Source organism: Rhizobium sp. JAB6 (genome assembly GCF_003024605.1).
Taxonomy (GTDB): Bacteria; Pseudomonadota; Alphaproteobacteria; order Rhizobiales; family Rhizobiaceae; genus Rhizobium.
On the sequence record NZ_PYJQ01000007.1, the window covers coordinates 37,150 to 62,321 of the forward strand.

The 25,172-nt window shown below is 58.9% G+C and carries 25 protein-coding genes and 7 tRNA genes; 16 read left to right on the plus strand and 16 right to left on the minus strand.

From position 1 onward, the window contains the following. Nucleotides 1–168: 168 nt before the first annotated feature. Genes C7U61_RS08895 through recJ form a run of 3 tightly spaced genes read left to right on the plus strand, consistent with a single transcriptional unit; the run spans nt 169 to nt 4,623 of the window. Nucleotides 169–1,389 (plus strand): LL-diaminopimelate aminotransferase, encoded by a 1,221-nt coding sequence (locus tag C7U61_RS08895; RefSeq protein WP_106997754.1) that lies wholly within the window; start codon nt 169–171, stop codon nt 1,387–1,389. Nucleotides 1,390–1,445: 56 nt separating this feature from the next. Next, nucleotides 1,446–2,765, plus strand: coding sequence for a homoserine dehydrogenase (locus tag C7U61_RS08900; protein ID WP_106997755.1), 1,320 nt, complete (start codon nt 1,446–1,448; stop codon nt 2,763–2,765). Nucleotides 2,766–2,820: 55 nt separating this feature from the next. Continuing rightward, nucleotides 2,821–4,623 carry a single-stranded-DNA-specific exonuclease RecJ gene (gene recJ / locus C7U61_RS08905; protein WP_106997939.1) on the plus strand — a complete coding sequence of 601 codons (1,803 nt, stop codon included), beginning with the start codon at nt 2,821–2,823 and terminating at the stop codon, nt 4,621–4,623. A 74-nt stretch (nt 4,624–4,697) separates the two neighbouring features. Here recJ and C7U61_RS08910 read toward each other — a convergent pair. The 7 genes from C7U61_RS08910 to C7U61_RS08940 all read right to left on the minus strand — a co-directional run bounded on the left by C7U61_RS08910 (nt 4,698) and on the right by C7U61_RS08940 (nt 7,100). Next, nucleotides 4,698–4,772 (minus strand) — tRNA-Glu (locus C7U61_RS08910). A gap of 127 nt (nt 4,773–4,899) precedes the next feature. After that, nucleotides 4,900–4,974, minus strand: a tRNA-Glu gene (locus C7U61_RS08915). A gap of 83 nt (nt 4,975–5,057) precedes the next feature. Beyond that, nucleotides 5,058–5,132: transfer RNA gene (locus C7U61_RS08920), tRNA-Glu, on the minus strand. A 127-nt stretch (nt 5,133–5,259) separates the two neighbouring features. After that, a tRNA-Glu gene (locus tag C7U61_RS08925) sits at nt 5,260–5,334 on the minus strand. Nucleotides 5,335–5,417: 83 nt separating this feature from the next. Then, nucleotides 5,418–5,492 (minus strand) — tRNA-Glu (locus C7U61_RS08930). Nucleotides 5,493–5,664: 172 nt separating this feature from the next. Then, nucleotides 5,665–6,384: a hypothetical protein gene (locus tag C7U61_RS08935; RefSeq protein WP_245410776.1), complete on the minus strand. Its 720-nt coding sequence runs from the start codon at nt 6,382–6,384 to the stop codon at nt 5,665–5,667. Nucleotides 6,385–6,659: 275 nt separating this feature from the next. Beyond that, nucleotides 6,660–7,100 (minus strand): VOC family protein, encoded by a 441-nt coding sequence (locus C7U61_RS08940; protein WP_106997757.1) that lies wholly within the window; start codon nt 7,098–7,100, stop codon nt 6,660–6,662. A 197-nt stretch (nt 7,101–7,297) separates the two neighbouring features. On the opposite strand from C7U61_RS08940, the gene C7U61_RS08945 reads away from it, so the two are divergent. The 5 genes from C7U61_RS08945 to C7U61_RS08965 all read left to right on the plus strand — a co-directional run bounded on the left by C7U61_RS08945 (nt 7,298) and on the right by C7U61_RS08965 (nt 9,264). Beyond that, nucleotides 7,298–7,876, plus strand: coding sequence for a cold-shock protein (locus C7U61_RS08945; protein WP_106997758.1), 579 nt, complete (start codon nt 7,298–7,300; stop codon nt 7,874–7,876). Between the two features lies 1 nt (nt 7,877). Then, nucleotides 7,878–8,390 (plus strand): DUF192 domain-containing protein, encoded by a 513-nt coding sequence (locus C7U61_RS08950; protein WP_106997759.1) that lies wholly within the window; start codon nt 7,878–7,880, stop codon nt 8,388–8,390. A 146-nt stretch (nt 8,391–8,536) separates the two neighbouring features. After that, nucleotides 8,537–8,613, plus strand: a tRNA-Pro gene (locus C7U61_RS08955). Nucleotides 8,614–8,790: 177 nt separating this feature from the next. Next, nucleotides 8,791–9,096 (plus strand): ETC complex I subunit, encoded by a 306-nt coding sequence (locus C7U61_RS08960; protein WP_106997760.1) that lies wholly within the window; start codon nt 8,791–8,793, stop codon nt 9,094–9,096. A gap of 91 nt (nt 9,097–9,187) precedes the next feature. Beyond that, a tRNA-Arg gene (locus C7U61_RS08965) sits at nt 9,188–9,264 on the plus strand. 108 nt (nt 9,265–9,372) lie between these two features. Here C7U61_RS08965 and C7U61_RS19500 read toward each other — a convergent pair. Beyond that, nucleotides 9,373–9,534 (minus strand): hypothetical protein, encoded by a 162-nt coding sequence (locus C7U61_RS19500; RefSeq protein ID WP_181315824.1) that lies wholly within the window; start codon nt 9,532–9,534, stop codon nt 9,373–9,375. 89 nt (nt 9,535–9,623) lie between these two features. Beyond that, entirely contained in the window at nt 9,624–10,232 is a 609-nt protein-coding gene (locus C7U61_RS08970; RefSeq protein ID WP_106997761.1) for a LysE family translocator, read from the minus strand. 104 nt (nt 10,233–10,336) lie between these two features. Between C7U61_RS08970 and C7U61_RS08975 the strand changes: the two genes are divergently transcribed. Further along, nucleotides 10,337–10,804 carry an Lrp/AsnC family transcriptional regulator gene (locus C7U61_RS08975; RefSeq protein ID WP_181315825.1) on the plus strand — a complete coding sequence of 156 codons (468 nt, stop codon included), beginning with the start codon at nt 10,337–10,339 and terminating at the stop codon, nt 10,802–10,804. Nucleotides 10,805–10,891: 87 nt separating this feature from the next. Here the strand turns inward: C7U61_RS08975 and C7U61_RS08980 are convergent, their stop codons facing one another. The 4 genes from C7U61_RS08980 to C7U61_RS08995 all read right to left on the minus strand — a co-directional run bounded on the left by C7U61_RS08980 (nt 10,892) and on the right by C7U61_RS08995 (nt 15,160). Further along, complete coding sequence (locus tag C7U61_RS08980) at nt 10,892–11,665, minus strand: amino acid ABC transporter ATP-binding protein (protein ID WP_106997763.1); 774 nt, start codon at nt 11,663–11,665, stop codon at nt 10,892–10,894. Between the two features lie 18 nt (nt 11,666–11,683). Then, a complete protein-coding gene (locus tag C7U61_RS08985) occupies nt 11,684–12,838 on the minus strand; it encodes an amino acid ABC transporter permease (protein ID WP_106997764.1) in 1,155 nt (384 codons plus the stop codon). 1 nt (nt 12,839) lies between these two features. After that, nucleotides 12,840–14,033: an amino acid ABC transporter permease gene (locus tag C7U61_RS08990; protein ID WP_106997765.1), complete on the minus strand. Its 1,194-nt coding sequence runs from the start codon at nt 14,031–14,033 to the stop codon at nt 12,840–12,842. Nucleotides 14,034–14,134: 101 nt separating this feature from the next. Then, the gene (locus C7U61_RS08995) at nt 14,135–15,160 is read right to left on the minus strand and encodes an amino acid ABC transporter substrate-binding protein (protein ID WP_106997766.1); all 1,026 of its coding nucleotides are present in this window, start codon (nt 15,158–15,160) and stop codon (nt 14,135–14,137) included. A gap of 371 nt (nt 15,161–15,531) precedes the next feature. Between C7U61_RS08995 and C7U61_RS09000 the strand changes: the two genes are divergently transcribed. Continuing rightward, nucleotides 15,532–16,722, plus strand: coding sequence for a cystathionine beta-lyase (locus C7U61_RS09000; RefSeq protein ID WP_106997767.1), 1,191 nt, complete (start codon nt 15,532–15,534; stop codon nt 16,720–16,722). Here C7U61_RS09000 and C7U61_RS09005 read toward each other — a convergent pair whose 3' ends face one another. Continuing rightward, nucleotides 16,723–17,886 carry an FAD-dependent monooxygenase gene (locus C7U61_RS09005; RefSeq protein WP_106997768.1) on the minus strand — a complete coding sequence of 388 codons (1,164 nt, stop codon included), beginning with the start codon at nt 17,884–17,886 and terminating at the stop codon, nt 16,723–16,725. Nucleotides 17,887–17,915: 29 nt separating this feature from the next. Next, a complete protein-coding gene (locus C7U61_RS09010; RefSeq protein ID WP_015339780.1) occupies nt 17,916–18,161 on the minus strand; it encodes a zinc-finger domain-containing protein in 246 nt (81 codons plus the stop codon). Nucleotides 18,162–18,362: 201 nt separating this feature from the next. On the opposite strand from C7U61_RS09010, the gene C7U61_RS09015 reads away from it, so the two are divergent. Continuing rightward, complete coding sequence (locus C7U61_RS09015; RefSeq protein WP_106997769.1) at nt 18,363–19,148, plus strand: alpha/beta hydrolase; 786 nt, start codon at nt 18,363–18,365, stop codon at nt 19,146–19,148. Nucleotides 19,149–19,157: 9 nt separating this feature from the next. On the opposite strand, the gene C7U61_RS09020 is transcribed toward C7U61_RS09015, so the two are convergent. After that, nucleotides 19,158–19,958: an enoyl-CoA hydratase-related protein gene (locus C7U61_RS09020; protein WP_106997770.1), complete on the minus strand. Its 801-nt coding sequence runs from the start codon at nt 19,956–19,958 to the stop codon at nt 19,158–19,160. A gap of 76 nt (nt 19,959–20,034) precedes the next feature. On the opposite strand from C7U61_RS09020, the gene cysE reads away from it, so the two are divergent. From cysE to clpA, 5 genes are all read left to right on the plus strand, one after another. Further along, on the plus strand, nt 20,035–20,898 hold the full coding sequence (gene cysE / locus C7U61_RS09025; protein WP_106997771.1) for a serine O-acetyltransferase: 864 nt from the start codon (nt 20,035–20,037) through the stop codon (nt 20,896–20,898). Between the two features lie 124 nt (nt 20,899–21,022). Further along, entirely contained in the window at nt 21,023–21,226 is a 204-nt protein-coding gene (locus C7U61_RS09030; protein WP_015339784.1) for a DUF3126 family protein, read from the plus strand. A 349-nt stretch (nt 21,227–21,575) separates the two neighbouring features. Continuing rightward, on the plus strand, nt 21,576–21,941 hold the full coding sequence (locus C7U61_RS09035) for a phasin family protein (RefSeq protein WP_106997772.1): 366 nt from the start codon (nt 21,576–21,578) through the stop codon (nt 21,939–21,941). 287 nt (nt 21,942–22,228) lie between these two features. After that, nucleotides 22,229–22,582, plus strand: a complete 354-nt coding sequence (gene clpS / locus C7U61_RS09040; RefSeq protein ID WP_069612294.1) for an ATP-dependent Clp protease adapter ClpS — start codon at nt 22,229–22,231, stop codon at nt 22,580–22,582. Between the two features lie 10 nt (nt 22,583–22,592). Next, nucleotides 22,593–25,121, plus strand: a complete 2,529-nt coding sequence (clpA, locus tag C7U61_RS09045) for an ATP-dependent Clp protease ATP-binding subunit ClpA (RefSeq protein WP_106997773.1) — start codon at nt 22,593–22,595, stop codon at nt 25,119–25,121. Nucleotides 25,122–25,172 lie beyond the last annotated feature (51 nt).

Sequence of the window (25,172 nt, forward strand, 5' to 3'; positions counted from 1 at the left end):
GTATCTGACAGGCGGATTGCACTTTGCGTGCATAAGCGCCCAAGATTCACCTTATCTTTCGAGATAGCATGAATACGGCGCCGCGAGTCCCAAGTTCGTATCGCGGCTGGCCGGGAGATCGACGAACTTCAGCGCGGTTTTGAGGGCCGCTGTCCCATGGGGAAAGAAATGGAAGAGTTTCATAAAGTCCGGCGTTTGCCGCCCTACGTTTTCGAACAGGTCAATCGTTTGAAAGCGAGCGCGCGAGCGGGCGGGGCGGACATTATCGACCTCGGCATGGGCAATCCAGATCTTCCGACCCCCAAGGCGATCGTCGACAAGCTGTGCGAAGTGGTCCAGGATCCGCGCACGCATCGCTATTCCTCCTCCAAGGGCATTCCGGGGCTTCGCCGCGCGCAGGCCGCCTATTATGCCCGCCGTTTCGGCGTGAAGCTCAATCCGGATACGCAGGTGGTCGCCACCCTCGGCTCGAAGGAAGGCTTCGCCAATATGGCGCAGGCGATCACGGCGCCCGGCGACGTCATTCTCTGCCCGAACCCGACCTATCCGATCCATGCTTTCGGCTTCCTGATGGCCGGCGGCGTGATCCGCTCGATCCCGGTCGAGCCGGACGACAGTTTCTTCCCGCCGCTGGAGCGGGCCGTGCGCCATTCGATTCCGAAGCCGCTGGCGCTCATCCTGAACTATCCGTCGAACCCGACGGCCTATGTGGCAACGCTTGATTTCTACAAGGAAGTCGTCGCCTTCGCGAAGAAGCACGACATCATCGTGCTTTCGGATCTGGCCTATTCGGAAATCTACTTCGACGACGCGCCGCCGCCGTCGGTGCTGGAGGTTCCGGGCGCCATCGACGTGACGGTCGAATTCACTTCGATGTCGAAGACCTTCTCCATGCCCGGCTGGCGCATGGGCTTCGCTGTCGGCAACGAGCGGCTGATCGCGGCGCTGACGCGCGTGAAGTCCTATCTCGATTACGGCGCCTTCACGCCGATCCAGGTGGCGGCGACCCACGCGCTGAACGGCGACGGTTCCGACATTGCCGAAGTGCGCAACATCTACAAGCGCCGCCGCGACGTTCTGGTTGACAGCTTCGGCAAGGCGGGCTTCGACGTGCCGCCGCCGGCCGCGACCATGTTTGCCTGGGCGAAGATCCCGGAAAAGTTCCGTCATCTCGGCTCGCTGGAGTTCTCCAAACTGCTGGTCGAGAAGGCCGACATCGCGGTTGCTCCGGGCATCGGCTTCGGCGAACAGGGTGATGATTACGTCCGCATCGCGCTTGTTGAAAACGAGCATCGCATTCGTCAGGCGGCGCGCAACCTGAAGCGCTTCCTCTCCTCTGCGGACGAGACGATGCACAATGTCATTTCGCTGAACGCTCACCGTTCATAATATCGCGCGGCAGCCGTTTCCGCGGCTGCCGTCCCAATACTGATCAGGAATTTTCCATGGCAGATGCCCTCAAAATCGGCATTGCGGGCTTGGGCACCGTCGGTGCCTCGCTCGTCCGCATCATCCAGAGCCGCGCTAACGAGCTTGCCGTTACCTGCGGTCGTCCCGTCAAGATCGTTGCCGTTACCGCGCGCGATCGCACGCGGGACCGCGGCATCGATCTGACGGGCATCGAATGGTTCGGCGGTCCGGTCGATCTGGCGCAGAAGGCCGATATCGATGTGTTCGTCGAGCTGATCGGTGGTTCCGAGGGTGCGGCCAACGCCGCCGTACGGGCCGCACTGGCGCGTGGACTGCACGTTGTCACCGCCAACAAGGCGCTGCTTGCCTATCACGGCGTCGAACTTGCGCAGATCGCCGAAGAGAAGGGTGTCCTGCTGAATTTCGAAGCAGCCGTCGCCGGCGGCATTCCGGTGATCAAAGCCCTGCGCGAATCTCTGACGGGCAATACGATTTCCCGCATCTACGGCATCATGAACGGCACCTGCAACTACATCCTGACCCGGATGGAGAAGGAGGGTCTGTCCTTCGCCGATTGCCTGAAGGAGGCGCAACGCCTCGGCTATGCCGAAGCCGATCCGGCCTTCGACATCGAGGGCAATGATACCGCTCATAAGCTTGCCATCCTCACGACGCTCGCCTTCGGCAATCGTATCGCGGCCGACGATATCTACCTCGAAGGTATCACCAACGTCTCCATTGAGGATATCCGCGCCGCTGCCGATCTCGGATATCGCATCAAGCTGCTTGGCGTCGCCCAGCGCACCGAAAGCGGCATCGAACAGCGCGTGCATCCGACCATGGTCCCGCTCGATTCCGTCATCGCCCAGGTCGATGGCGTTACCAATGCCGTGGCGATCGAATCCGACATTCTCGGCGAGTTGCTGATGGTCGGCCCTGGTGCCGGGGGCAACGCAACGGCTTCGTCCGTGCTCGGCGACATCGCCGATATCGCCAAGAGCCGGCCGGGCGAACAGCGCGTGCCGGTGCTCGGTCATCCAGCCAAGGCGCTGGAGCCCTACCGCAAGGCGCAGATGCAGAGCCACGAGGGCGGCTATTTCATTCGCCTGACCGTTCTCGATCGCACCGGCGTCTTTGCAAGTGTCGCGACCCGCATGGCGGAAAACCATATTTCGCTCGAATCGATCGTTCAGCGCTCCAAGCAGCATCTGGCGCCGTCCGATCATCAGACGATCATCCTCGTCACCCATGCGACGACCGAGGATTCGGTGCGTAAGGCAGTTGCGGCAATCAAGAACGAAGGCTATCTCGTCGGCGAACCGCAGGTCATCCGCATCGAGCGGCCGAAAGAATAGGGTGATAGCGGCGGCCCGTCTCGCAAAGACGCCGCCCCAAATTCCGGGAGAGATGGTGGAGCAACCGGTCGATCCAGTTCAACGGGCGTTTCTGGGTGTCGAGCGCTCGGTAACGGGCAATCGCTGGGTTTCCCGGCTTGATCAGGCGGGCCAGAACAGGGCCCTCGCCATCGCGCAGACCCATGGCCTGCCGGAACTGATCGCCCGGGTGCTTGCCGGCCGCGGCGTCGGCCTGGACGAGGCCATGGCCTTCCTCGATCCGACGATCCGCGGCCTGATGCCGGATCCGCATCTGCTGACGGATTGCGAAAAGGCCGCACGGCGCCTCCTGCATGCGATCAGGAAGGGCGAGACGGTTGCGATCTTCGGCGATTACGATGTCGACGGCGCGGCCTCCTCGGCGCTGCTCTACCGATTCCTGACGCATTTCGGCGTTCCGGCCAGCATCTATATTCCCGATCGCATCTTCGAAGGCTACGGCCCCAACCCGACCGCCATCGGCCAGCTCATCGACAATGGCGCAACGCTGATCGTGACAGTCGATTGCGGCTCCACCAGTTTCGAATCGCTTGAGGTGGCCAAGGCGCGGAGCATCGATGTCGTCGTCATCGATCACCATCAGGTGGCGCATGAACTCCCGCCGTGCCACGCGCTGGTCAATCCCAACCGCGAAGACGATCTTTCGGGGCAGGGGCATCTCTGTGCCGCCGGCGTGGTCTTCATGGTTCTGGTCGCGGCGCTCAGGATGCTGCGCGAGGCGGGCGATTCCCGCGTGCGATCCATCGACCTGCTTGCCTGGCTCGATATCGTCGCGCTTGCGACGGTCTGCGATGTCGTACCCCTGAAGGGCTTGAACCGGGCCTATGTCGTCAAGGGGCTGATTGCTGCCCGCCATCAGGGTAATCTCGGACTGTCGGCGCTGTTTCGCAAAGCCGGCCTCAATGGCCCCGTATCGCCCTACCATTTTGGCTTCCTGATCGGTCCGCGCATCAATGCCGGCGGCCGCATCGGCGACGCCGCGCTTGGCGCCCGCCTGCTGACGCTGGCCGATGGGGGTGAAGCGGACACGATCGCCGCGAAGCTGGACGAGCTCAATCGCGAGAGACAGGCCATGGAAGCTGCCATGCTGCAGGAGGCGGAGGCCGAGGCTCTGGCGGAATATGGCAATGGTGATGGCGCCTCCATTATCGTCACGGCGCGCGAGAACTGGCATCCGGGAATCGTCGGCCTGATTGCCTCACGCCTCAAGGACAAGTTCCGCCGGCCGGCCTTCGCCATTGCCTTCGATCCGACAGGAAAGGGCACAGGCTCGGGCCGCTCGATCAACGGCTTCGACATGGGCCGCATGGTGCGCGCGGCAGTCGATGCCGGTCTGCTGGTAAAGGGCGGCGGCCATGCCATGGCTGCCGGCCTGACGGTGGAGCGAAGCAATCTCGGAAAGCTGCGCGCCTTCTTCACGGAAAAGGCGGAAAAGCAAGTAGCGGGGCTCGTCGCCAACGAAACCCTGAAGATCGACGGTGCACTCGGCGCAAGCGGCGCGACCGTGGAGCTCATCGACAGGCTTGAGACAGCCGGTCCCTATGGCTCGGGCCATCCGCAGCCCGTCTTCGCCCTTCCAAGCCACAGGCTGCGCGATTCCCGCCTTGTCGGCCAATCGCATATCAAGATTACGCTCGAAGCGCAGGACGGTAGCCGGGTAGATGGCATTGCCTTCCGCGCAGCAGAAACACCGCTGGGTGAACTGCTGATGTCTTCCCGCGGCGCGCAGATCCATGTCGCCGGTACTCTAGGGGCCGATCACTGGCAGGGAAGCCGCCGCGTGCAGCTGCGCGTGACCGACGCGGCAAAAGCTCCGTAACGCAAGTCAAGCCTGATATGAGGCTGACTGCCCGCGCTTTCCGAGCAAAATCATTGATTTAGGAGAAGGGACAGTGGCACGCCCTAGGGGAGTCGAACCCCTCTTTACAGAATGAAAATCTGTCGTCCTAACCGATAGACGAAGGGCGCGTGCTGTGGCGCCCTTATAGTCAGCACCTTTCATTCCCGCAAGCGGAAAAACGAGAAAAATCGCAGAAAAATCCATGACTAGGCGAAGATTTTCGAGGTGCTTGTGGAAAACGTCGAGCCACCCGATTGGCACGCCCTAGGGGAGTCGAACCCCTCTTTACAGAATGAGAATCTGTCGTCCTAACCGATAGACGAAGGGCGCATGCTGCATGGCCTAGATAGGAATAGCCTATTGCGTCCGCAAGCGGTAGCTTAAATGAATTGCAGCGGGAAGAAAAACAACAGTGGCACGCCCTAGGGGAGTCGAACCCCTCTTTACAGAATGAAAATCTGTCGTCCTAACCGATAGACGAAGGGCGCGTGCTGTGGCGCCCTTATAGTCAGCACCTTTCATTCCCGCAAGCGGAAAAACGAGAAAAATCGCAGAAAAATCCATGACTAGGCGAAGATTTTCGAGGTGCTTGTGGAAAACGTCGAGCCACCCGATTGGCACGCCCTAGGGGAGTCGAACCCCTCTTTACAGAATGAGAATCTGTCGTCCTAACCGATAGACGAAGGGCGCATGCTGCATGGCCTAGATAGGAATAGCCTATTGCGTCCGCAAGCGGTAGCTTAAATGAATTGCAGCGGGAAGAAAAACAACAGTGGCACGCCCTAGGGGAGTCGAACCCCTCTTTACAGAATGAAAATCTGTCGTCCTAACCGATAGACGAAGGGCGCGTTCAGCTGTTGTGTGGCGCGCTTATAGCGGGGTGATTTCATTCCCGCAAGCGGCAATTTTGCTTTTTTGTGGAAAAAATGACAGATGGATGAAACTGCCGGCAGCCGTAAATAAGTGAGACTTAACAGGCTCTTGCCGGGGACAATGAAGAACCCTGGAAATGTGCGCTCTTTATTGCCCCGTCGCGCCCTGCACCGGCTGCACCAACAGCTTGCCGTTCTGCGGCTGGTTCTTCGAGGCGATGAATTGGGCGAGCGCGGCCGCCTGTCTGCCGTTCAACTCATGGACATTCGGGGTCGGCGTTGCCGCAACACCTGATGCGGTCGCCTGGGCGATCGGCTGCGGCGAACCCGCAGCCGGCGAGACTGCGTTGCGGATGACGGGCGGCGGCAGCATGTCTGCCGAGGTGCGGCCGCTCGGCGTGGCGGTATCCGCCGTCTGTGGTGCCGTCGCCTGCATTGCTGCTGGCGGTGTGCTGTAGACGCTGCGCATCATTGGCGTGATGGGCTGGCTCCCGTCGGCTTGGCTCTTGGCGAGGGTGCCATCCGGATTGACGGCAATGGGCGGCGGTGCGGAAAAGATGCTGCTTCTGCTCGCGTTGACGCCGGTCGGCTGCGTCACCAGACCGGCAATACCGGTTTGCCCCTCAGGGGGAGTTTCCGCTGGCGCCGGATAGAGTGCTTGATTCTGCTGGGCGACGATCTGCTGGCGCGTGCCGTTGACGCTGTGCACCAGCGGATCGCGATAGGCAAGGTCGGCCTTGCGGCGCCGGGCGTCGGCCTTGCTGTTCATGTCGGCTGCGAGCTGTTCGGCTGCCGTCGGCTGCGCGGCGGGTGCAATGTCCGATGTCTCCGTCGGCTTTAGACCCTTGGTCGCGCAGCCCGCAATCATCACAAATGAGGCAAGAACGGCAATTGTGCTTGCTAGCTTCTTTCTGCCGTATAAAATCTGTTGATCGCACATAGGACGTTCCCTGCAAAATAAGCCTGCATCGGAACGGCCTCGTGCGAGGGACGACGATATCGTGCGCGCCGACCGGGAACGATGACCGCGCGATATCCGATGCATGATGCTTCGAGTCGTCCAAGCATGCCGGAGGATGGGCACGGGCGGCAAGCGCGAAACGGATGGCTCCGCGCGGCCGCAAGCCTCGCGTAAGCCTGGCTCTACCAGGAGCCGGTATTGGCCATGGAAGCCCAGGGCTCGGCGGAGGGTAGATTGCCGCCCTTCTGCAGGATCTCGATCGAAATACCGTCCGGAGAACGCACGAAAGCCATGTGGCCATCGCGCGGCGGCCGATTGATCGTGATACCGTTGTCCATAAGCTTCTGGCAGGTCGCGTAGATATCGTCGACCTCATAGGCGAGGTGGCCGAAATTGCGTCCTCCGCTATATTCTTCCGGGTCCCAGTTATAGGTCAGTTCCAGGCTGGGGGCGCCGTTGCTGCGGGACGATTCGGCATCTTCGCTGGCCGCAAGGAAAACGAGCGTATAGCGACCTTTCTCGTTTTCGTAGCGGCGGGTTTCGACAAGCCCGAATAAGGTGCTATAAAAATGCAACGAGGCGTCGAGATCGGTGACGCGGACCATCGTATGGAGATAACGCATTCTATTTCCTCTCTTAATGTTGAGCTGGAGGGATCTTCGACCGAGACGCCAGCTTCGCGCAAGTCTTGGAGCAATAATCTTAGGGTGGGAATAAACGAAAACTAGGACTTGCGCTTTTCCGTTACCAAGATGTTAATCTTGATATCAAGGAATCAGTTAACCGTAACAGCGTGACGCGTAATCGAGGGCTGGCTAGGATGGGTGACAGAATTTCATCGAAGGGAGTTGTCGACTTCGAGGAGATGTCGGGCGATACCGTCGAGCTCATCGAAATCTCAGGCGTTGTCAAATGGTTCGATGTCGCCAAGGGCTTCGGTTTTATCGTGCCTGACAATGGCATGCAGGACGTACTGCTGCATGTGACCTGTCTGCGCCGTGACGGTTATCAGACGATTCTCGAGGGAACCCGCATCGTTGCGCTGATCCAGCGCCGGGAGCGCGGCTATCAGGCCTTCAAGATCCTCTCCATGGATCAATCGACCGCCGTGCATCCCTCGCAGATGCCGCCCGTGCGCACACATGTGCAGGTGACGGCGACGAGCGGCCTTGAACGCGCGCTGGTCAAGTGGTTCAACCGCACCAAGGGCTTCGGCTTCCTGACGCGCGGCGAGGGCACGGAGGATATCTTCGTGCATATGGAAACGCTGCGTCGCTTCGGTCTGGCTGAGCTGCGGCCGGGGCAGGTGGTGCTCGTCCGCTTCGGACCGGGCGAAAAGGGCTTGATGGCGGCCGAAATCCATCCGGATACGCCGAGCCCGGTTACGCGGCCGCACTGATATGAGCAAAGCCGGTTTTCTCGGAATTTTGAAAAGCGCCATTTTGGCGCTTTTTCTCGTTGGGGCCGCAATCCCTGCGTCCTTCGCGGCGCAGACCGCGGGACAGCAGTCGATGGCCTTCGATTCGGAACCGCTTTCGATTGCATCATCCAAGGGCCAGACGCATAAATTCACCGTGGAACTGGCGTTGACGCCGCCGCAGCTCGAGTTCGGCCTGATGTATCGTGACAAGATGCCGGCAGATCACGGCATGCTGTTCGATTTCGGTACGCCGCGGCCCGTCATGATGTGGATGAAGAACACGAAACTGCCGCTCGACATGCTGTTTCTGGATCAGGAAGGCGTCGTCACCCATATCCAGGAAAACGCCGTGCCTTATTCCGAAGCGATCATCAGTTCCGGCGGGCCGGTCGCCTATGTCATCGAGCTGAACGGCGGAGTGGTCGAGAAACTGGGGCTCGCCGTCGGCGACAAGGTGACGAGCGCCACCATTTCGGCAAAGCTTCGCAGGTAAAATTTCGTCGGGGAAGATCTGCCAGGCGAGATTTTACCTGTTGCAGCGAGGAGATGAACCGTGTATCTCCCCACTCGTTCCGCAGGACTTGGCGTTCGGCGGTGCGGAAATCAGCTCATGACCTCGTTTTGGTCATGCTGACGGTACGGAGTGTAGCGCAGTCTGGTAGCGCATCTGGTTTGGGACCAGAGGGTCGGGAGTTCGAATCTCTCCACTCCGACCATTTAAAATCCCTCATCGATATCGCTGAATTCGCACTTTTCCCGGCTGCCTTTTTGCTTGAAAACAAAGGGATTCGCGGCTAAGCAAAAGTCGTGTTCGCGCGGCCCTCATGGACCGCATCAATGCAAAAGAAGCAAGAAAGCGGATCATTCCCGCTTGATTCGGAGGCGCTGCAGCAATGCCTGCCAAGATTTATCGTCCTGCAAAGACCGCCATGCAGTCCGGCAAGGCCAAGACCAATATCTGGGTTCTGGAGTTCGACCCGGAAACGCCGCGCAAGATCGATCCGATCATGGGCTATACGTCATCGGGCGATATGCGCCAGCAGCTCAAGCTGACCTTCGAGACGCAAGAGCAGGCCGAAGACTACGCCAAGCGCAACGGCATCGAATACCGCGTCATCCCGCCGAAGGATCCGATCCGGCAGACGGTGTCCTATTCCGACAATTTCCGCTTCAACCGCATCCAGCCCTGGACCCATTGAAGCCAGGCACTTATTGAACGCCGCCCGTTGAGTTTGGTGTCGGTTTCAGGCATGTGTTGCCAGCCGCACGTAGGGTGCGGCTAGGCCTTACGGCCCCTTAGCTCAGCTGGATAGAGCACTTGCCTTCTAAGCATGTGGTCGCAGGTTCGAATCCTGCAGGGGTCGCCAAAACCTATTTGTGTCCAGCCCGGAGACATAGGTAACGGAACGTACCTGAGACATAGGAAACACTTTTAGGCCGAAATGACGTTGATCGGCTATGCGAAGCGCTTTCTTCTAATTGGTTACTCCTGGCCAGCCACCGGCATCCTTTGGTCTCGTGGCATCGACCGCCATCTGGACTAGGTCGTAGCCGTACATGGCTCCGGCCAGTTTGATGACGATGATGGCCGCGCTCAGAAGCGCCAGTCCGCCGATGATTCTGTCGCTTTTTTTCACGGCCGCTTCCCCCGACGTCTCGTGAACTCCGCATTATTCGCGGCGGCAAGGAGTATAGCGCCTTTTCTAGGAAGAGCTACAGGGCTTGCTTACGCTGCCAATTGCCAGGCGGCAATCAGAAGGAGACAGCCTGCGACACCTTCGACCCAACGCCGATGACGATCGCTGAAACCGGCGCGTGATCCGATCGCGGCGAGGACGAGGCTGAGGAGAACATCGACGATCGCGCAGAGCCCGATGAATATGGATGACAGCAGGGATGCCTGCAGCGCTATGTTTCCACCGTGGTTGATGAACTGCGGCAGGATGGCGAAATAGATCATCATGCCCTTGGGATTGAGGACAGAGGTCAGAAAGCCGCGCCGAAATCCACGTGTCGCAATTCTGGATACCGGTGTGATCTCGCCAGCCTTCAGCGAAGAGCTTATGAGGCGGGCCGCCAGATAGGCGAGATAAGCGATGCCGATCCAGCGCAGCAGCATGAACAAAATGGGGAAGGCGATGACGAAGGTTGCCACGCCGAGGGCAGCCAGCGTGGAGTGGACGATGTAGCCGATGCAGATACCGGCCGTCGAACGTAGCCCGGCAATGGCGCCGCCGGAGATCGTCTGCGATGCCACGAACATGATATCCGGCCCGGGCGTGCAGATAAGGGGCAGGACCGTGGCTGCAAAAAGGAGCAGATTGGCGTTTTCCATGGATGGAAGCCTAGGAGTTTTCCAGCACAATCGGCTTGCGAAAATGCTAATTTTCATCTCATAATTGGCATTGAAGGTCACAAAATCTGTTTTATCGATCGGAAATGCCAATGCGGCTGGATGAAATCGACAGGCGTATCCTGCGGGCGCTGCAGCGCAACGGGCGGATTCAAAATGTGGAACTGGCAAAGGAGGTCGGGCTCTCTCCATCGCCGTGCCTGCGGCGCGTCAAACTCCTCGAGGACGCCGGCATTATCGATCGCTATGTCGCCGTGGTAAATCCGGTCAAGGCGGGTCTACCGCTCTCGATGTTTGCTCGCGTCTGGCTGGTCGCTCAGGACGCGGAGACGATCGATCGCTTCATCGCTGCCATGAAGAAGCTGCCCGAAGTGATGGAATGCTACATCATGCTGGGCGAGAGCGACGCCTTGCTGCGCGTCGCTGTTTCCGATCTCGACGACTACAGACAGTTCCAGTCCACGCATCTGACGAAAGTCAATGGCATTCAGAACGTCAAGACCGACGTGCCGAGCCAGATCGTCAAGCAGACCTACGCTTTGCCGCTACGCTGACGGCTTGTCGGCGCATGGATCAAGGCCTGTGAAAAACCCGCCGGCTGCGATGCAGCGGCGGGTCCCGTTCATTCAATCCATTCCAAATCAGTGCAGGATCTGGCTGAGGAAGAGCTTTGTGCGCTCATGCTGCGGATTGTCGAAGAATTCCCTTGGTGAATTCTGTTCGACGATCTGGCCCTGGTCCATGAAGATGACGCGGTTGGCGACCTGGCGGGCAAATCCCATTTCGTGCGTCACGCACAGCATCGTCATGCCTTCTTCGGCAAGGCCGACCATGGTGTCGAGCACTTCCTTGATCATTTCGGGGTCGAGGGCCGAAGTCGGCTCGTCGAACAGCATGATTTTCGGGTTCATGCAGAGCGAGCGGGCGATCGCCACGCGCTGCTGCTGGCCGCCGGAAAGCTGGCCGGGATATTTCTTTGCCTGTTCCGGGATCTTGACGCGGGTGAGGAAGTGCATGGCGATCTCTTCCGCCTGCTTCTTCGGCATCTTGCGCACCCAGATCGGCGCCAGCGTGCAGTTCTCCAGAATGGTCAGGTGGGGGAAGAGGTTGAAGTGCTGGAACACCATGCCGACTTCGCGGCGCACCTCGTCGATCTTCTTCAGATCGTTGGTGAGCTCGACGCCATCGACGATGATCTGGCCCTTCTGATGTTCTTCCAGGCGGTTGATGCAGCGGATCATCGTCGATTTACCCGAGCCGGACGGGCCGGCAATAACGATGCGCTCCCCGCGCATGACCTTGAGGTTGATATCGCGCAGCACGTGGAAATCGCCGTACCACTTGTTCATATTGATCATGTTCACCGCGACCTCGGTCTCGGAAACCGTCATTTTTTTCGATTGGGCTTCAGCCATTTTGTATTTCCCTCAATTTTATCGCTTGTGGCCGGTGTCGAGATGGCGTTCCACGAAACCTGAATAGCGCGACATGCCAAAGCAGAACAGCCAAAAAACGAAGCCGGCGAAAACAAGTCCCGTTACGGGGGTCACCGCAGTCGCCCAATTGGCATCCGCGAAGTTCTGGCGGACGATGCCGAGCAGGTCGAACATGCCGATGATCGCAACCAGCGACGTATCCTTGAACATACCGATATAGGTATTGACGATGCCGGGAATGACCAGTTTGATCGCCTGCGGCAGAATGATCAGCCGCATTTTCTGCCAGTAGCCGAGGCCGAGCGAATCGGCGCCCTCGAACTGGCCCTTCGGTATCGCCTGCAAACCGCCGCGGATGACTTCGGCCATATAGGCCGAGGTGAAGATCGCGACGCCGACGACGGCGCGCAGCAGCTTGTCGACAGTCCAGCCCTGCGGCATGAACAGCGGCAGCATATAGCTCGCCATGAACAGCACCGTGATCAACGGCACGCCACGGATCACTTCGATGAAGATCACGCAAAGCATGCGCACGACAGGCATTTTCGAGCGGCGCCCTAGTGCGAGCAGGATGCCAAACGGGAAGGAGACCGCGATCGCGACGAAGGCGATCACCAGCGTCACCAACAGCCCGCCCCATCTTTCCGTTTCGACCACCTCGAGGCCGAAACCGCCATGAAGCAGGAAGAACGAAATGACCGGCAGCACGAAGAATGCCAGGACGGCGTTCAATCCCTTCCTGGGAACGGACGGCATCAGCAGCGGTACGAAGCTGGCGACCATCAGGATACAGACGAGTAGCGGCCGCCAGCGCTCGTCCGGCGGATAGAGACCGAACATGAAGACCGCGAATTTGGCGCGAACGAAGGCCCAGCAGGCGGCATTCCAGCCATCCGGCTGTGTTCCGCCCTGAACCGTAGTGGCGCAGAATGTGCGGTCAGTGCCGCTCCAGACTGCGTTTACGAACAGCCAGTCGACCAGATGCGGTATCGTCCAGGCAAGGAAGGCGACAGCAATCACGGTCAGGACGATGTCCTTCGGCGTGGCAAACAGGTTCTTTTTCAACCAGTGCCACGCGCCTCTCTCGCCGGCCGGTGCTGGCTGCGCCATAAGCAATGTCTTGCTGACGAAGTGTTGATCTACGCTCGACATCTTATCTCTCCACCAGAGCCATCTTGGCGTTGAACCAATTCATGAACAGCGATGTTATGATGCTCAAGATGAGATAGATGATCATCCAGATGATGACGATTTCGACGGCGCGGCCGGACTGGTTGAGGATCACGCCGCCGACGGCGACGACATCCGCATAGCCGATGGCGATGGCAAGAGACGAGTTCTTGATGAGGTTGAGATATTGGCTCGTCAGCGGCGGAATGATGATGCGCATTGCCTGTGGAATGACGATTAGCCTGTTGATGGCTGACGCCCGCAGACCGAGTGCGCCCGCCGCTTCCGACTGCCCCTTCGGTACGCCGCGAATGCCGGCGCGAACGATCTCGGCAATATAGGACGCGGTGTAGAGGGAAAGGGCAAGGAAAAGCGCGAGGAACTCGGGACTTATCACCGTGCCGCCCGTCAGGTTGAATTTGCCGGCAATGGGATAGTCGAAGGAAAGCGGCATGCCCGTCGCCAGGAAGACCAGCAACGGCAGGCCGATCAAGATGCCGACCGACACCGAGATGGTATGGAATTGCTGGCCGGTGGCCGCCTGACGCTTATGTGCCCAGCGCGCGACGAAGAACACCGCAGCTAGGGCGAGGAGAAATGCGATGCCCACGGCCCACATGCCCACGCCGAAGATCGGGCTTGGGAAAGCAAGTCCGCGGTTGCTGAGATAGCTGGAGAACGGCAGATGCACGGCCTCACGCGCCTGCGGCAGCAATACGAGAACGCCACTGTACCAGAAGAAGATGACCAGGAGCGGCGGGATATTGCGGAAGATTTCGACATAGGCCTGCGATAGCTTTGCAATCAGCCAATTATGCGAAAGCCTTCCCATGCCGACGATGAAGCCGACGATTGTTGCCGCGACGATGCCCACCAGCGAAATGAGAAGCGTGTTGAGCAGGCCAACGAGAAGTGCTGTGATATTGGTCGAATCGCTGGAGTAGGGGATCAGAGCCTGGCCCAGGTTGAAGCCGGAGCGACCTTCGAGAAAGCCGAAGCCGAAGGCGCGGTTCAGATCGCTCAGATTTCGAGCCGTATTACGAATGATGAACCAGCAGAAGGCCACAAGGATAATGATTGTGACCGCTTGGTAGAAGATACCCCGAACCTTGGGGTCGTATAACGCTGCCGATAAGGCCGAACGCTCGCCTTCAGGCGAGTTTGCAGTAATTGCCATGTAGAAATTTTCCCCAATATGCCCGTTTCAGGCTTGTTTTCTTGAGGGGAGAGAGGCGAAACCGCCTCTCTCTTTAAGTTAGGGCCTGGGCTCTTTGCGTCTCAGCGCACCGGAGGTGCGTACTGGATGCCGCCCTTGTTCCACAGAGCATTGATGCCGCGAGCAATCTTCAGCGGGCTGTTTGTACCGATATTACGCTCGAAGATTTCGCCGTAATTGCCGACGCCCTTGATGATGTTGTAGGACCAGTCGTTGGTCAGGCCGAGGTCGGTGCCGATCGTGGAGCCCTGTTCGGTGCCGAGGAAGCGCTTGATATCCGGGTTGGCCGAATTCTTCATTTCATCGACGTTCTTCTGGGTGATGCCGAACTCTTCGGCGTTCACGAGCGCATAGGCCGTCCAGCTGACGATGTTGAACCACTGGTCGTCACCCTGACGAACGGCCGGGCCAAGCGGCTCCTTCGAGATGATCTCAGGCAGGATCACGTTGTCGTCCGGGTTCTTCAACGTCAGGCGCACGGCATACAGCTGCGACTGGTCCGTTGTGAACACGTCGCAACGGCCGGAATCATAGGCTGTCGTGATCTCTTCCAGCTTGTCGAAAACAACGGGATTGTACTGCAGGTTGTTGGTCTTGAAATAGTCGGCGAGATTCAGCTCGGTCGTCGTGCCGGACTGAACGCAGATGGCGGCGCCCGACAGCTCGAGTGCCGACTTCACGTTCAGTTCCTTGCGGACCATGAAGCCCTGGCCATCATAATAGGTGACGGGGCGAAACTTGAGGCCGAGCGCCGTGTCGCGGTTGATGGTCCAGGTGGTGTTACGGGAAAGCACGTCGATTTCGCCGGACTGCAGCGCGGTGAAGCGGTCCTTGGCGCTGAGAGGCGTATACTTCACCTTGGTCGGATCGCCGAATACGGCGGAAGCCACAGCCTTGCAGAAGTCGATGTCGAAGCCGGCCCAGTTGCCGGACGCATCTGGCTGTGCGAAGCCGAGAAGGCCAGGATTCACGCCGCATTGTACGAAGCCTTTGGCTTTCACGTCGCTGAGCGTCGAAGCCGACGCGCCGGACACGGTGTAAGCCAATGCTGCGGCTCCGAGGAATACGGAGAGAGCAAACTTTTTCATTTTCCCTACCTTTGTCTATTTGTTTTATAGTTAGAGTATCGTCTCCGAAGCAGGGTCCCTGGGGAACCATGTTCCTTCCTTTCCCGGAGCGAGTGACGCTATCACAGTCGTAAAAGGTGTAGCGGTCAAGAGATTGTCCCAATTATTGCGGATTTATTCGGCATTTTCGCTCGTCGCGGCCGAAAACCGGGCATTTGGCGCCAAAATGTGCGATGTTCTGCCAAAAAACTGCACTAAAATGCGGTTTCGTCTCTCATTTTCGTTATTTTAGCCTTCGAATAAGGTGAGCGCAGTGGAAGGATCAGGCTTGACCAGGCGGGGCTAGGTCGCCACAAAGCCAGTTTCCCGCAGCGCCAAAGGCATATCCGGACATGAAAGACAAAGACAATTTCCTGAAGAACGCCGGCATCAACACGCGTTTGTCCCACATGGGCAATTCGCCATTCGATTTCCATGGATTCGTCAATCCGCCGGTGGTGCATGCTTCGACGGTATTGTTTCCCAATGCGCGCGTGATGGAAACGCATGACCAGAAATACACATACGGGACGCGCGGAACTCCGACCACCGATGCGCTTTGCGAGGCGATGAATGCGCTGGAAGGCTCCGCTGGAACGGTGATCGTTCCCTCCGGCCTCGCGGCAGTTACGCTGCCGTTTCTTGCCTATCTATCCGCCGGCGATCATGCCTTGATCGTCGATTCGGTCTACGGCCCCACGCGATTCTTCTGCGATACCATGCTGAAACGCCTCGGTATCGAAGTCGAATATTATGATCCCACGGTGGGTGCCGGCATCGAGCAGCTGATCAGACCGAACACCCGGCTGGTCCATACCGAAGCGCCGGGCTCCAACACCTTCGAAATGCAGGATATTCCGGCGATTTCGGCCGCGGCTCATCGTCATGGCTGTGTCGTCACCATGGACAATACCTGGGCGACGCCGCTCTATTTCAAGCCGCTCGACCATGGCGTCGATGTTTCCATTCATGCGGTGACGAAATACCCGGCCGGCCACTCCGATATTTTGATGGGAACCGTTTCGGCCAATGAGTCGCATTGGAAGCAATTGATCGACGCGCATGGGCAGCTCGGCCTCTGTGGCGCGCCCGACGATGCCTATCAGGTCCTGCGCGGCTTGCGCACCATGGGCGTGCGTCTGGAGCGTCACCAGGAAAGCGCGCTTGCGATTGCGCAATGGCTCGAGGGCAGGGAAGAAGTTGCGCGCGTGCTGCATCCGGCCTTGCCGAGCTTTCCCGGCCACGACTTGTGGAAGCGCGACTTCAAGGGCGCGAGCGGGATATTTTCTTTCGTTCTGGCGGTCGACGATCCGCAAAAGTTCAAAGCGAAGGCGCATGCCTTCCTGGATGCCCTGCGTATTTTCGGTCTCGGCTATTCCTGGGGCGGCTTCGAGAGCCTCGCGTTGCAAGTCAACCTCAATGACCGGCGCGTCACCAAGGCTCCGACGGAGGGACCGGTCATCCGGCTGCAAATCGGCCTGGAAGACGTCACCGACATCAAGGCAGATATCGAAAAGGGCTTTGCTGCCGTCCGGCAGGCCTGATCAGCCGATGGCGCGATAGCCGTAGATCCAGTCCATGTCCGCCGCAAGGCTTTGCGGCGGGCGCAGCGAGAGGACGAGGTCGCGCGCCAGACGGATGGGGCCGCGCGCGTGATAGGCAAACCGATTGAAGGCGGCGCGCTGGCGCAGGCGGGATATCCGCGGGGCTCGATGCTTCTCATAAAGTTCGAACGCTTCGGCGGGCGTGCGTCCCGAAAGCATGCCAGCAAGTTCGAAGGCGTCCTCTATCGCCATGGCCGCGCCCTGAGCCGCAAATGGCATCATCGCATGCGCAGCGTCCCCTATCAGGATCGTATCGCTGCCATTGTGCCATCGGCCTTCCTTGATCTCGTAAAGCGGCCAAAAGCTGGCCTGCTCCTGGGCTTCGAGCATTTGCAGGATCGCACCGCTCCAGTCGGAAAAGCCGCGCAGCATCTGCTCGCACTGCGTTTTGTTGCCGGCTGCGCCCCAATGGCGGCTGGCGCTGCTGCCGGAGACGATCGCGACGATATTGAAGGTGGCATTTTCCCGAATGGGATAGCAGACGAGATGGCTCGACGGTCCGAGGAAGGCGGTAACGCTTGTCTTGCTCAGGACGGAAGGGGCTGCGGTCTCTTCAATGGAGAAGCGCCAGGCAATATTGCCCGAGAAGAGCGGCGCGGGCGCGCCAGGCACCATCGCATGCGCCTTCGACCATACGCCGTCGGCACCGATGACGACATCAAACTGTCTGCCGGTAATCTCTTCCAGTGCCTGCTTGTTCTTGATGTCGATGCGCCGGCCGAGATGCAGCCTGCATAAGGCATCGCCCGCCACCAGATGGAGGAGCGCCTTTTGCAGGGTCGCGCGATGTGCAACGCCATAGGGAGCCGCCCATCGATCCCTCGCAAAACTGCCGCAGGGAACGGACGCGACGGGACGCAGGGAGGAGCCGGAGACGAGCCGAATTTCCTCCGGCTCCAGCCAGACCGACCGAAGCCTATCGAGAACGCCGAGCGTATCGAGGATGCGGGAGGCATTCGGCGAAATCTGCAGGCCGGCGCCGACCTCGGTCAGCACATCTGCCTGTTCGAAAATGTCGGAGGCAATGCCATGCCGCGCCAGCGCCAGCGCCGCCGTCAATCCAGCTATTCCGGCGCCGATGATCGCGGCTGTCTTGATCGGCATTTTCTTGTGTCCGATCGGACGTTATGGCGTCATGCGGCCTTGAAATGGAAGACGCAGCCGGCCGGGTTCGTCTGGTCCGCCTTCAGCGACGGATTGTAGCGATAGAGCGTCGAGCAGTAGGAGCAGACCTTCTCGTTCTCATCGCCGAGATCGATGAAGATGTGCGGATGATCATAGGGAACCGAAGCGCCGGTGCACATGAATTCCTTCACGCCGATTTCGATGACGCGATGTCCGCCGTCGTTCTGGAAATGGGGAATATTGTGGCCGGCCATGATGATCTCCGAATGCGTCTTGCCGTGAGCGGCATGAATGTTGCGCCAGACTTGGTAGCCCCTCTTTATAATCCTTCTTTCCGATTGTGTAGTGCGAAAGTCCGGCTTGACGCAGAGATTTTCGCAAGCGCAGGGTTCATTTGATATCGCCGATAAAATATGGTCCGCCGCCGACAGACCCGAATTTGTAAAGACGAAACCATGAATTTGAATGCTCCCAAGATGCTCCATTTCGTCCGCGATGGATTGAAGCTCGCTTTTTTCGACGAAGGAGATCCAAACGGTCCGCCGGTGCTGCTGATCCACGGCTTCGCTTCCACGGCGATTACCAATTGGGTCAATCCCGGCTGGCTGAAGACACTGGGGGATGCCGGCTACCGTGTGATCGCCATCGACAATCGCGGTCACGGCTTGAGCGACAAGCTCTATGATGCCGATGTCTACCATCCCTGGATCATGGCGGAGGATGCCGTCGCACTCCTCGATCATCTGGGCATCGCCGAAGCCCATGTCATGGGTTATTCCATGGGTGCGCGGGTTTCGACCTTCATGGCGATCGCGCATCCTGATCGCGTCCGCTCGCTGGTGCTGGGCGGCCTCGGTATCGGCATGGTCGAAGGTGTCGGCGATTGGGACCCGATTGCCGAAGCACTGGTTGCGCCTTCGCTCGATGATGTCACCCATGCGCGGGGACGCATGTTCCGCGCTTTTGCCGAACAGACGAAAAGCGACCGTCAGGCGCTTGCCGCCTGCATCCAGGGCTCGCGCGATCTGGCTTCGCCGGACGATCTGGCGAAGATCGAAGCACCGACGCTGATCGCCGTCGGCACCAAGGACGATATTGCAGGCTCCGGCCAGGAATTGGCAGCACTGATGCCGAACGCCGAAGCCATCGACATTCCGAACCGCGATCATATGCTCGCCGTCGGCGACAAGATCTTCAAGGCTGCGGTTCTGGAGTTTTACCAGCGCTTGGATAAGCGCTAAGTTTCGAAATCACTTGCCGGTGAAACGAGGCTTCCGCCGCTCGGCAAAGGCGGCACGGCCTTCGGCGTAATCGGCGCTGTCGAACGTCTCGGCGCCGATCACCTCCGCCTCGCGCAAGAGATCGCTATCCTGCTCGATGACGGCGCGGATCGCGAGTTTCGAAGCGTGCAGCGCAATCGGCGCATTGGCGGCGATTGCATGGACGAGGGCGGATACTTCCTGATCGAATACGCTTGTCTCGACTTCCTCCAGAAGAAAGCCGGCGGCAACCATCTTCTCGCTCGACATAGGGGCACCGGTAAACAAGGTGACCTTCGCCATCTGCGGCCCGAGCGCGTTGACGATGTCCTGCACGGCGTCGGCGGGATAGGCGATGCCGAGGCGAGCCGCGGGGACGGAAAACCGTGCGCCTTTTTCGGCGATCCGCAGATCGCAGGCCGCCGCAAGCCCAAAGCCCCCGCCATAGCAGATGCCGCGGATTGCGGCGATCGTCGGCACGCGGCAGTGGCGAATTGCCTCGAAAGCCCGGCTGTTCAGCGCCTCGTAAGCCACGGCCGTTTCGGAATTCTTGCGAACCCGGTCGAATTCGCTGATGTCGGCGCCGGCCGAAAAATCCGCACCCGTGCCGCGCAGAACAATCACATGCGCATGGGCTTCATCGGTCAGAATGCGCACGGCCTGCGGGATCGCGCGCCACATGGCGGCCGTCACGGCATTCTTTCTCTCGGGGTTGCTGATCGCAATCGTGGCTATGGCATCGCTGCATGTCGCGCGAATGAGACCGCCGGCAAAGTCATGCTCGAAATTCATGTGCGATCAACCCATTTGTCTTGCGTGGCATTTATTCTATATAATGCACCCCTGACAGAAAATCGGGAGACCGCCAATGGTCGCAGCAACGGATATTCGCCAGGTAGAAGGCTTGGGCGCGGTGAAGGTCATGGACCCGATCTGGGACAGCATGCGCGAGGAAGCACGCGCCGCTGCCGAAAAGGACCCCCTGCTTGCCGCCTTCCTCTATTCGACGATCATCAATCATCGTTCGCTGGAAGAATGCGTCATCTATCGCATCTGCGAGCGGCTCGACCATCCGGATATGCAAGCCATCCTTTTGCGGCAGACATTCGAAGAAATGCTGGCCGACTGGCCGGAATGGGGATCGATCCTGCGCGTCGATATCCAGGCCGTCTACGATCGCGATCCCGCCTGCCTGCGGTTCCTGGAGCCTGCCCTCTATTTCAAGGGTTTCCATGCATTGCAGACACATCGTTTGGCGCACTGGCTGCATAATCGCGGCCGCCGCGATTTCGCGCTCTATCTGCAGAGCCGCTCCTCCAGCGTCTTTCAGACCGATATCAACCCGGCGGCGCGCATCGGCAAGGGCATATTCCTCGATCACGCAACCGGTCTCGTCGTGGGCGAGACGGCCGTCATCGGCGACAACGTCTCGATCCTGCACGGCGTTACGCTCGGCGGTACCGGCAAGGAGGGCAGCGACCGCCATCCGAAGATCGCCCATGGCGTATTGATCGGGGCGGGGGCAAAAATTCTCGGCAATATCCAGATCGGCCATTGCTCGCGCATTGCCGCCGGCTCGGTGGTGTTGAAGGAGGTGCCCGCCAAGACGACCGTTGCCGGCGTTCCGGCCAAGGTGGTGGGAGAAGCAGGGTGCTCGGAACCCTCGCGCTCGATGGACCAGCTCTTGGCCGAACAATTGGTTGTCGATCAGATCATGGGCGCGGGAATTTAGAAAAATCCAGTCCGACGTTCGGAGGCGTGCGCTGTCGCTGGGGAGGTATGTGCGGTTCCGGTCTTTACACCGCCGCTTTTCCTATGCAAGAAGCGGCCAACCGAGATCCTCACGGAGAAGCATTGTGAAGCCTGAAGAAATCAAGAAACTGGACGCCTATTTCAAGCGCACGTTCAACCCGCAGGTCGTGGTGAAGGCCCGGCCGCGCAAGAACGATTCTGCGGAAGTTTATCTCGGCGAAGAGTTTCTGGGCGTCGTCTATATCGACGACGAAGATGGCGACCGCTCCTATAATTTCTCGATGGCCATTCTGGACGTCGATCTCTGATTCCATCGATCTCGTATAATGATCGAATAATCGGGCCGTATTTCGTTGAAATGCGGCCTTTTTCTTTGGCAGTTGCCAATTTGATCATTTCGCCGCGGTTCTATCCCTTCCGGCTTCTTCTGACTAAATGACAATATTTTAATGAAAGCCTGTGGTTGCAGGCGTGATGATATATTTTAGTAAAAACAAAATGATGCGCCGCACTGATAAGGGATAACAGCGCAGCGCCGCGCAAAACACAATCTGAAGATGATATTGCGTCGCACAAGACTACTTGACTAATTGTGCATCGCAATTAACTTTACTCCTGTAAACCGGTCGTCGGCCGGCCAACAAGGGACGGAGAAGCATGTTCAATTTCGATGAAGCGAACAAGAAGGGCAAGGAAGCCATGGACACGGCGCTGAAGAGCTATTCCGATGTCACCAAGGGTTTTCAGGCGATCGCGGCCGAAGCCGCTGAATATTCCAAGAAGTCTTTCCAGGATGGCGTCGCACACTTCGAAACGCTCGCCGGCGTGAAGAGCTTCGAAGCTGCCTTCGAACTGCAGAGCAGCTATGTGAAGTCTTCCTACGAAAACTTCATCGCTGAAGCCACCAAACTTGGCGAAATGTACGCCGATCTCGCCAAGACTGCCTACAAGCCTTACGAAGCGCCCGTTGCGGCTGCAGCGAAGACTACCAGCAAGGCAGCAGCAACGGCGACCGCCGCTTAAACTTTCGCCGAAAGGCAAAATTTCCGGAAAGACCGGCTGCGCGATGCGTGGCCGGTCTTTTGCGTTTGGCGCGCCGAACCGGAGTTGAGGATATGCAGCGACTTTTTGGGCCGCAGCCCGCTTTGTCAGCGAATTGTGATTGCAGTGTCCCGCAAGGGGCTTAAAATCACGCCAATATGAACTAAGTTAGAGGTTCGGATATCCGGCCCGACCAAATGAAGAGCCCAACCCCCAGTGCCAAGTCGGAATGCGATAGCTTCTGCCGGATGATTTGAGGAATGAATGAAATGATCGCTGAGCCGATCCGGATGCAAAACAATAGCGAAAGGAACGGGGACAACGGAAATCGCGGGACCTCGGTGATTACACGCACCAAGCCCAAAACCAAGAAACCCAATCTATACCGCGTGCTGCTTCTGAACGATGACTATACGCCCATGGACTTCGTGATCCATATCCTGGAGCGTTTCTTTCAAAAGGATCTCGAGAGTGCCACCCGCATCATGCTTCATGTCCACAACCACGGCGTGGGCGAGTGCGGGATATATACATATGAAGTAGCCGAAACGAAGGTGAGCCAGGTGATGGATTTTGCCCGGCAGCACCAGCATCCGCTGCAATGTGTTATGGAAAAGAAGTGAGGATCTGAACGTGCCAACATTTTCGCCTAGTCTTGAGAAGGCGCTGCATCAGGCACTGACCTACGCGAACGAGCGGCATCACGAGTATGCCACGCTGGAACATCTGCTTTTGGCGCTGGTAGACGACGCCGATGCCGCAGCTGTCATGGGCGCGTGCAATGTTGATCTCGACGCGCTCCGTAAGACTCTGACTGAATACGTCGATAATGAACTTTCAAACCTAGTCACAGGCTATGACGAGGACTCGAAGCCGACCTCCGGCTTTCAGCGCGTCATCCAGCGCGCCGTGATCCATGTGCAATCTTCCGGCCGCGAGGAAGTGACGGGCGCAAACGTTCTCGTCGCGATTTTCGCGGAGCGGGAAAGCCATGCTGCCTTCTTCCTGCAGGAGCAGGAAATGACCCGCTACGACGCGGTCAACTATATCTCTCACGGCATCGGCAAGCGCCCGGGTTCCTCCCAGACCCGCGCGCCGCGCGGCGCCGAGGAAAGCGAATCCGAAAGCAAGCCGACCTCCCGCGGCGAGCAGGAGGAGGGCAATGGCAAGAAGCAGCAGGATGCGCTGAAGGCCTATTGCGTCAACCTCAACGAGAAGGCCAAAAACGGCAAGATCGATCCGCTGATCGGCCGTAACTCCGAGGTCAATCGCACTATCCAGGTCCTGTGCCGCCGCTCGAAGAACAACCCGCTCTATGTCGGTGACCCCGGCGTCGGCAAGACGGCGATTGCCGAAGGTCTTGCCAAGCGGATCGTCGAGGGCAAGGTTCCGGAAGCTTTGGCCGATGCCACGATCTTCTCGCTGGATATGGGCACGCTGCTTGCCGGCACTCGTTATCGCGGCGATTTCGAAGAACGCCTGAAGCAGGTAGTCAAGGAACTCGAGGAGTATCCTGGCGCCGTGCTGTTCATCGACGAAATCCACACCGTCATCGGTGCAGGCGCCACCTCCGGCGGCGCGATGGATGCGTCGAACCTGTTGAAGCCGGCCCTTTCCTCAGGCGCGATCCGTTGCATCGGTTCGACTACCTATAAGGAATATCGTCAGTTCTTTGAGAAGGACCGGGCTCTCGTCCGCCGCTTCCAGAAGATCGACGTCAACGAGCCGAGCATCGAGGATGCCATCGAAATCATGAAGGGCCTGAAGCCCTATTTCGAAGAGTATCACCACCTGCGCTACTCGAACGACGCCATCAAGACGGCTGTCGAGCTGTCGGCCCGGTATATCTCCGACCGCAAGCTGCCGGACAAGGCGATAGACGTGATCGACGAGACGGGTGCGGCCCAAATGCTGCTGCCGCCATCCAAGCGCCGCAAGCTGATCACCGAAAAGGAGATCGAAGCGACGATTGCGACCATGGCCCGCATTCCGCCGAAGACGGTTTCCAAGGATGACGAGATGGTTCTCGCCAATCTCGAACAGGAGCTGCGTTCGGTCGTCTACGGTCAGGATACCGCGATTGAAGCACTATCGACCTCGATCAAGCTCGCCCGTGCCGGCCTGCGCGAACCGAACAAGCCGATCGGCTGCTACGTCTTCTCAGGCCCCACCGGCGTCGGCAAGACCGAGGTCGCCAAGCAGCTTGCGTCCTCGCTCGGCGTCGAGCTGCTGCGCTTCGACATGTCGGAATATATGGAGCGCCACACGGTTTCCCGTCTGCTCGGCGCACCTCCCGGCTATGTCGGCTTCGATCAGGGCGGCCTGCTGACCGATGGCGTCGATCAGCATCCGCACAGTGTGGTTCTGCTAGACGAAATCGAGAAGGCGCATCCGGATATCTTCAATATCCTGCTGCAGGTCATGGACCATGGTGCGCTGACCGACCACAACGGCAAAAAGATCGACTTCCGCAACGTCATCCTGATCATGACGACCAATGCAGGCGCTTCGGAAATGGCCAAGGCCGCCATCGGTTTCGGCTCGTCCAAGCGTACGGGCGAGGATGAAGAGGCGCTCAACCGCCTGTTCACGCCGGAATTCCGCAACCGTCTGGATGCGGTCATTCCCTTCGCACCGCTGCCGACGACCGTCATCCACAAGGTCGTGCAGAAGTTCATCATGCAGCTGGAAGCTCAGCTTTCCGAGCGGAACGTGACCTTCGATCTGCATGAAGATGCCGTCGCATGGCTGTCCGAGAAGGGCTACGACGATAAGATGGGTGCCCGCCCGCTGGCGCGCGTCATTCAGGAAAACATCAAGAAGCCGTTGGCGAACGAAATCCTCTTCGGCAAGCTGAAGAAGGGTGGCGTCGTCACTGTCACGGTTGGCACGAAGGAAGATGGCTCGACCGGCCTTCTGCTCGACGCGATCGCCGACACCGCTCCGATCCGGCCGAAGCCGGAAGCCGAGGTGGGCGACGTGCCTGCCGAGGTGGAAGAGGATGATGGCGACACTACGGTGAAGGCCAGAAGCCGCGTCGGCAAGGCTGCGACGGCAGCGGATAGCCGGCGCTCTGCCAAGGCCCCCACATCGAGTGACGAGTCCGAAGGCAAGTCGCCGCGCAAGGGCGGCGGCACGGTTCCGAAGGTTCCGCGGAAGTAATCACCGACCGATGATATGAGAAAAATGCAACGGCTGCGTTAGAGGTAATGC

Excerpts from the sequence above, each read along its gene's own strand:
- C7U61_RS08980 (WP_106997763.1), bottom strand. The coding sequence starts at position 11,665 with ATGGCTGAAGCCCAATCGAAAAAAATGACGGTTTCCGAGACCGAGGTC.
- C7U61_RS08940 (WP_106997757.1), bottom strand. The coding sequence starts at position 7,100 with ATGCGTTATCTCCATACGATGGTCCGCGTCACCGATCTCGACGCCTCG.
- C7U61_RS09010 (WP_015339780.1), bottom strand. The coding sequence starts at position 18,161 with ATGGCCGGCCACAATATTCCCCATTTCCAGAACGACGGCGGACATCGC.
- C7U61_RS08990 (WP_106997765.1), bottom strand. The coding sequence starts at position 14,033 with ATGGCAATTACTGCAAACTCGCCTGAAGGCGAGCGTTCGGCCTTATCG.
- C7U61_RS08945 (WP_106997758.1), top strand. The coding sequence starts at position 7,298 with ATGGGTGACAGAATTTCATCGAAGGGAGTTGTCGACTTCGAGGAGATG.
- C7U61_RS09020 (WP_106997770.1), bottom strand. The coding sequence starts at position 19,958 with ATGAATTTCGAGCATGACTTTGCCGGCGGTCTCATTCGCGCGACATGC.
- C7U61_RS09015 (WP_106997769.1), top strand. The coding sequence starts at position 18,363 with ATGAATTTGAATGCTCCCAAGATGCTCCATTTCGTCCGCGATGGATTG.
- C7U61_RS09035 (WP_106997772.1), top strand. The coding sequence starts at position 21,576 with ATGTTCAATTTCGATGAAGCGAACAAGAAGGGCAAGGAAGCCATGGAC.
- cysE (WP_106997771.1), top strand. The coding sequence starts at position 20,035 with ATGGTCGCAGCAACGGATATTCGCCAGGTAGAAGGCTTGGGCGCGGTG.
- C7U61_RS08970 (WP_106997761.1), bottom strand. The coding sequence starts at position 10,232 with ATGGAAAACGCCAATCTGCTCCTTTTTGCAGCCACGGTCCTGCCCCTT.
- clpS (WP_069612294.1), top strand. The coding sequence starts at position 22,229 with ATGATCGCTGAGCCGATCCGGATGCAAAACAATAGCGAAAGGAACGGG.
- C7U61_RS08975 (WP_181315825.1), top strand. The coding sequence starts at position 10,337 with ATGCCAATGCGGCTGGATGAAATCGACAGGCGTATCCTGCGGGCGCTG.
- C7U61_RS08950 (WP_106997759.1), top strand. The coding sequence starts at position 7,878 with ATGAGCAAAGCCGGTTTTCTCGGAATTTTGAAAAGCGCCATTTTGGCG.
- C7U61_RS08995 (WP_106997766.1), bottom strand. The coding sequence starts at position 15,160 with ATGAAAAAGTTTGCTCTCTCCGTATTCCTCGGAGCCGCAGCATTGGCT.
- C7U61_RS08935 (WP_245410776.1), bottom strand. The coding sequence starts at position 6,384 with ATGATTGCGGGCTGCGCGACCAAGGGTCTAAAGCCGACGGAGACATCG.
- C7U61_RS08960 (WP_106997760.1), top strand. The coding sequence starts at position 8,791 with ATGCCTGCCAAGATTTATCGTCCTGCAAAGACCGCCATGCAGTCCGGC.
- C7U61_RS08895 (WP_106997754.1), top strand. The coding sequence starts at position 169 with ATGGAAGAGTTTCATAAAGTCCGGCGTTTGCCGCCCTACGTTTTCGAA.
- C7U61_RS08900 (WP_106997755.1), top strand. The coding sequence starts at position 1,446 with ATGGCAGATGCCCTCAAAATCGGCATTGCGGGCTTGGGCACCGTCGGT.
- C7U61_RS09000 (WP_106997767.1), top strand. The coding sequence starts at position 15,532 with ATGAAAGACAAAGACAATTTCCTGAAGAACGCCGGCATCAACACGCGT.
- C7U61_RS09005 (WP_106997768.1), bottom strand. The coding sequence starts at position 17,886 with ATGCCGATCAAGACAGCCGCGATCATCGGCGCCGGAATAGCTGGATTG.
- C7U61_RS08985 (WP_106997764.1), bottom strand. The coding sequence starts at position 12,838 with ATGTCGAGCGTAGATCAACACTTCGTCAGCAAGACATTGCTTATGGCG.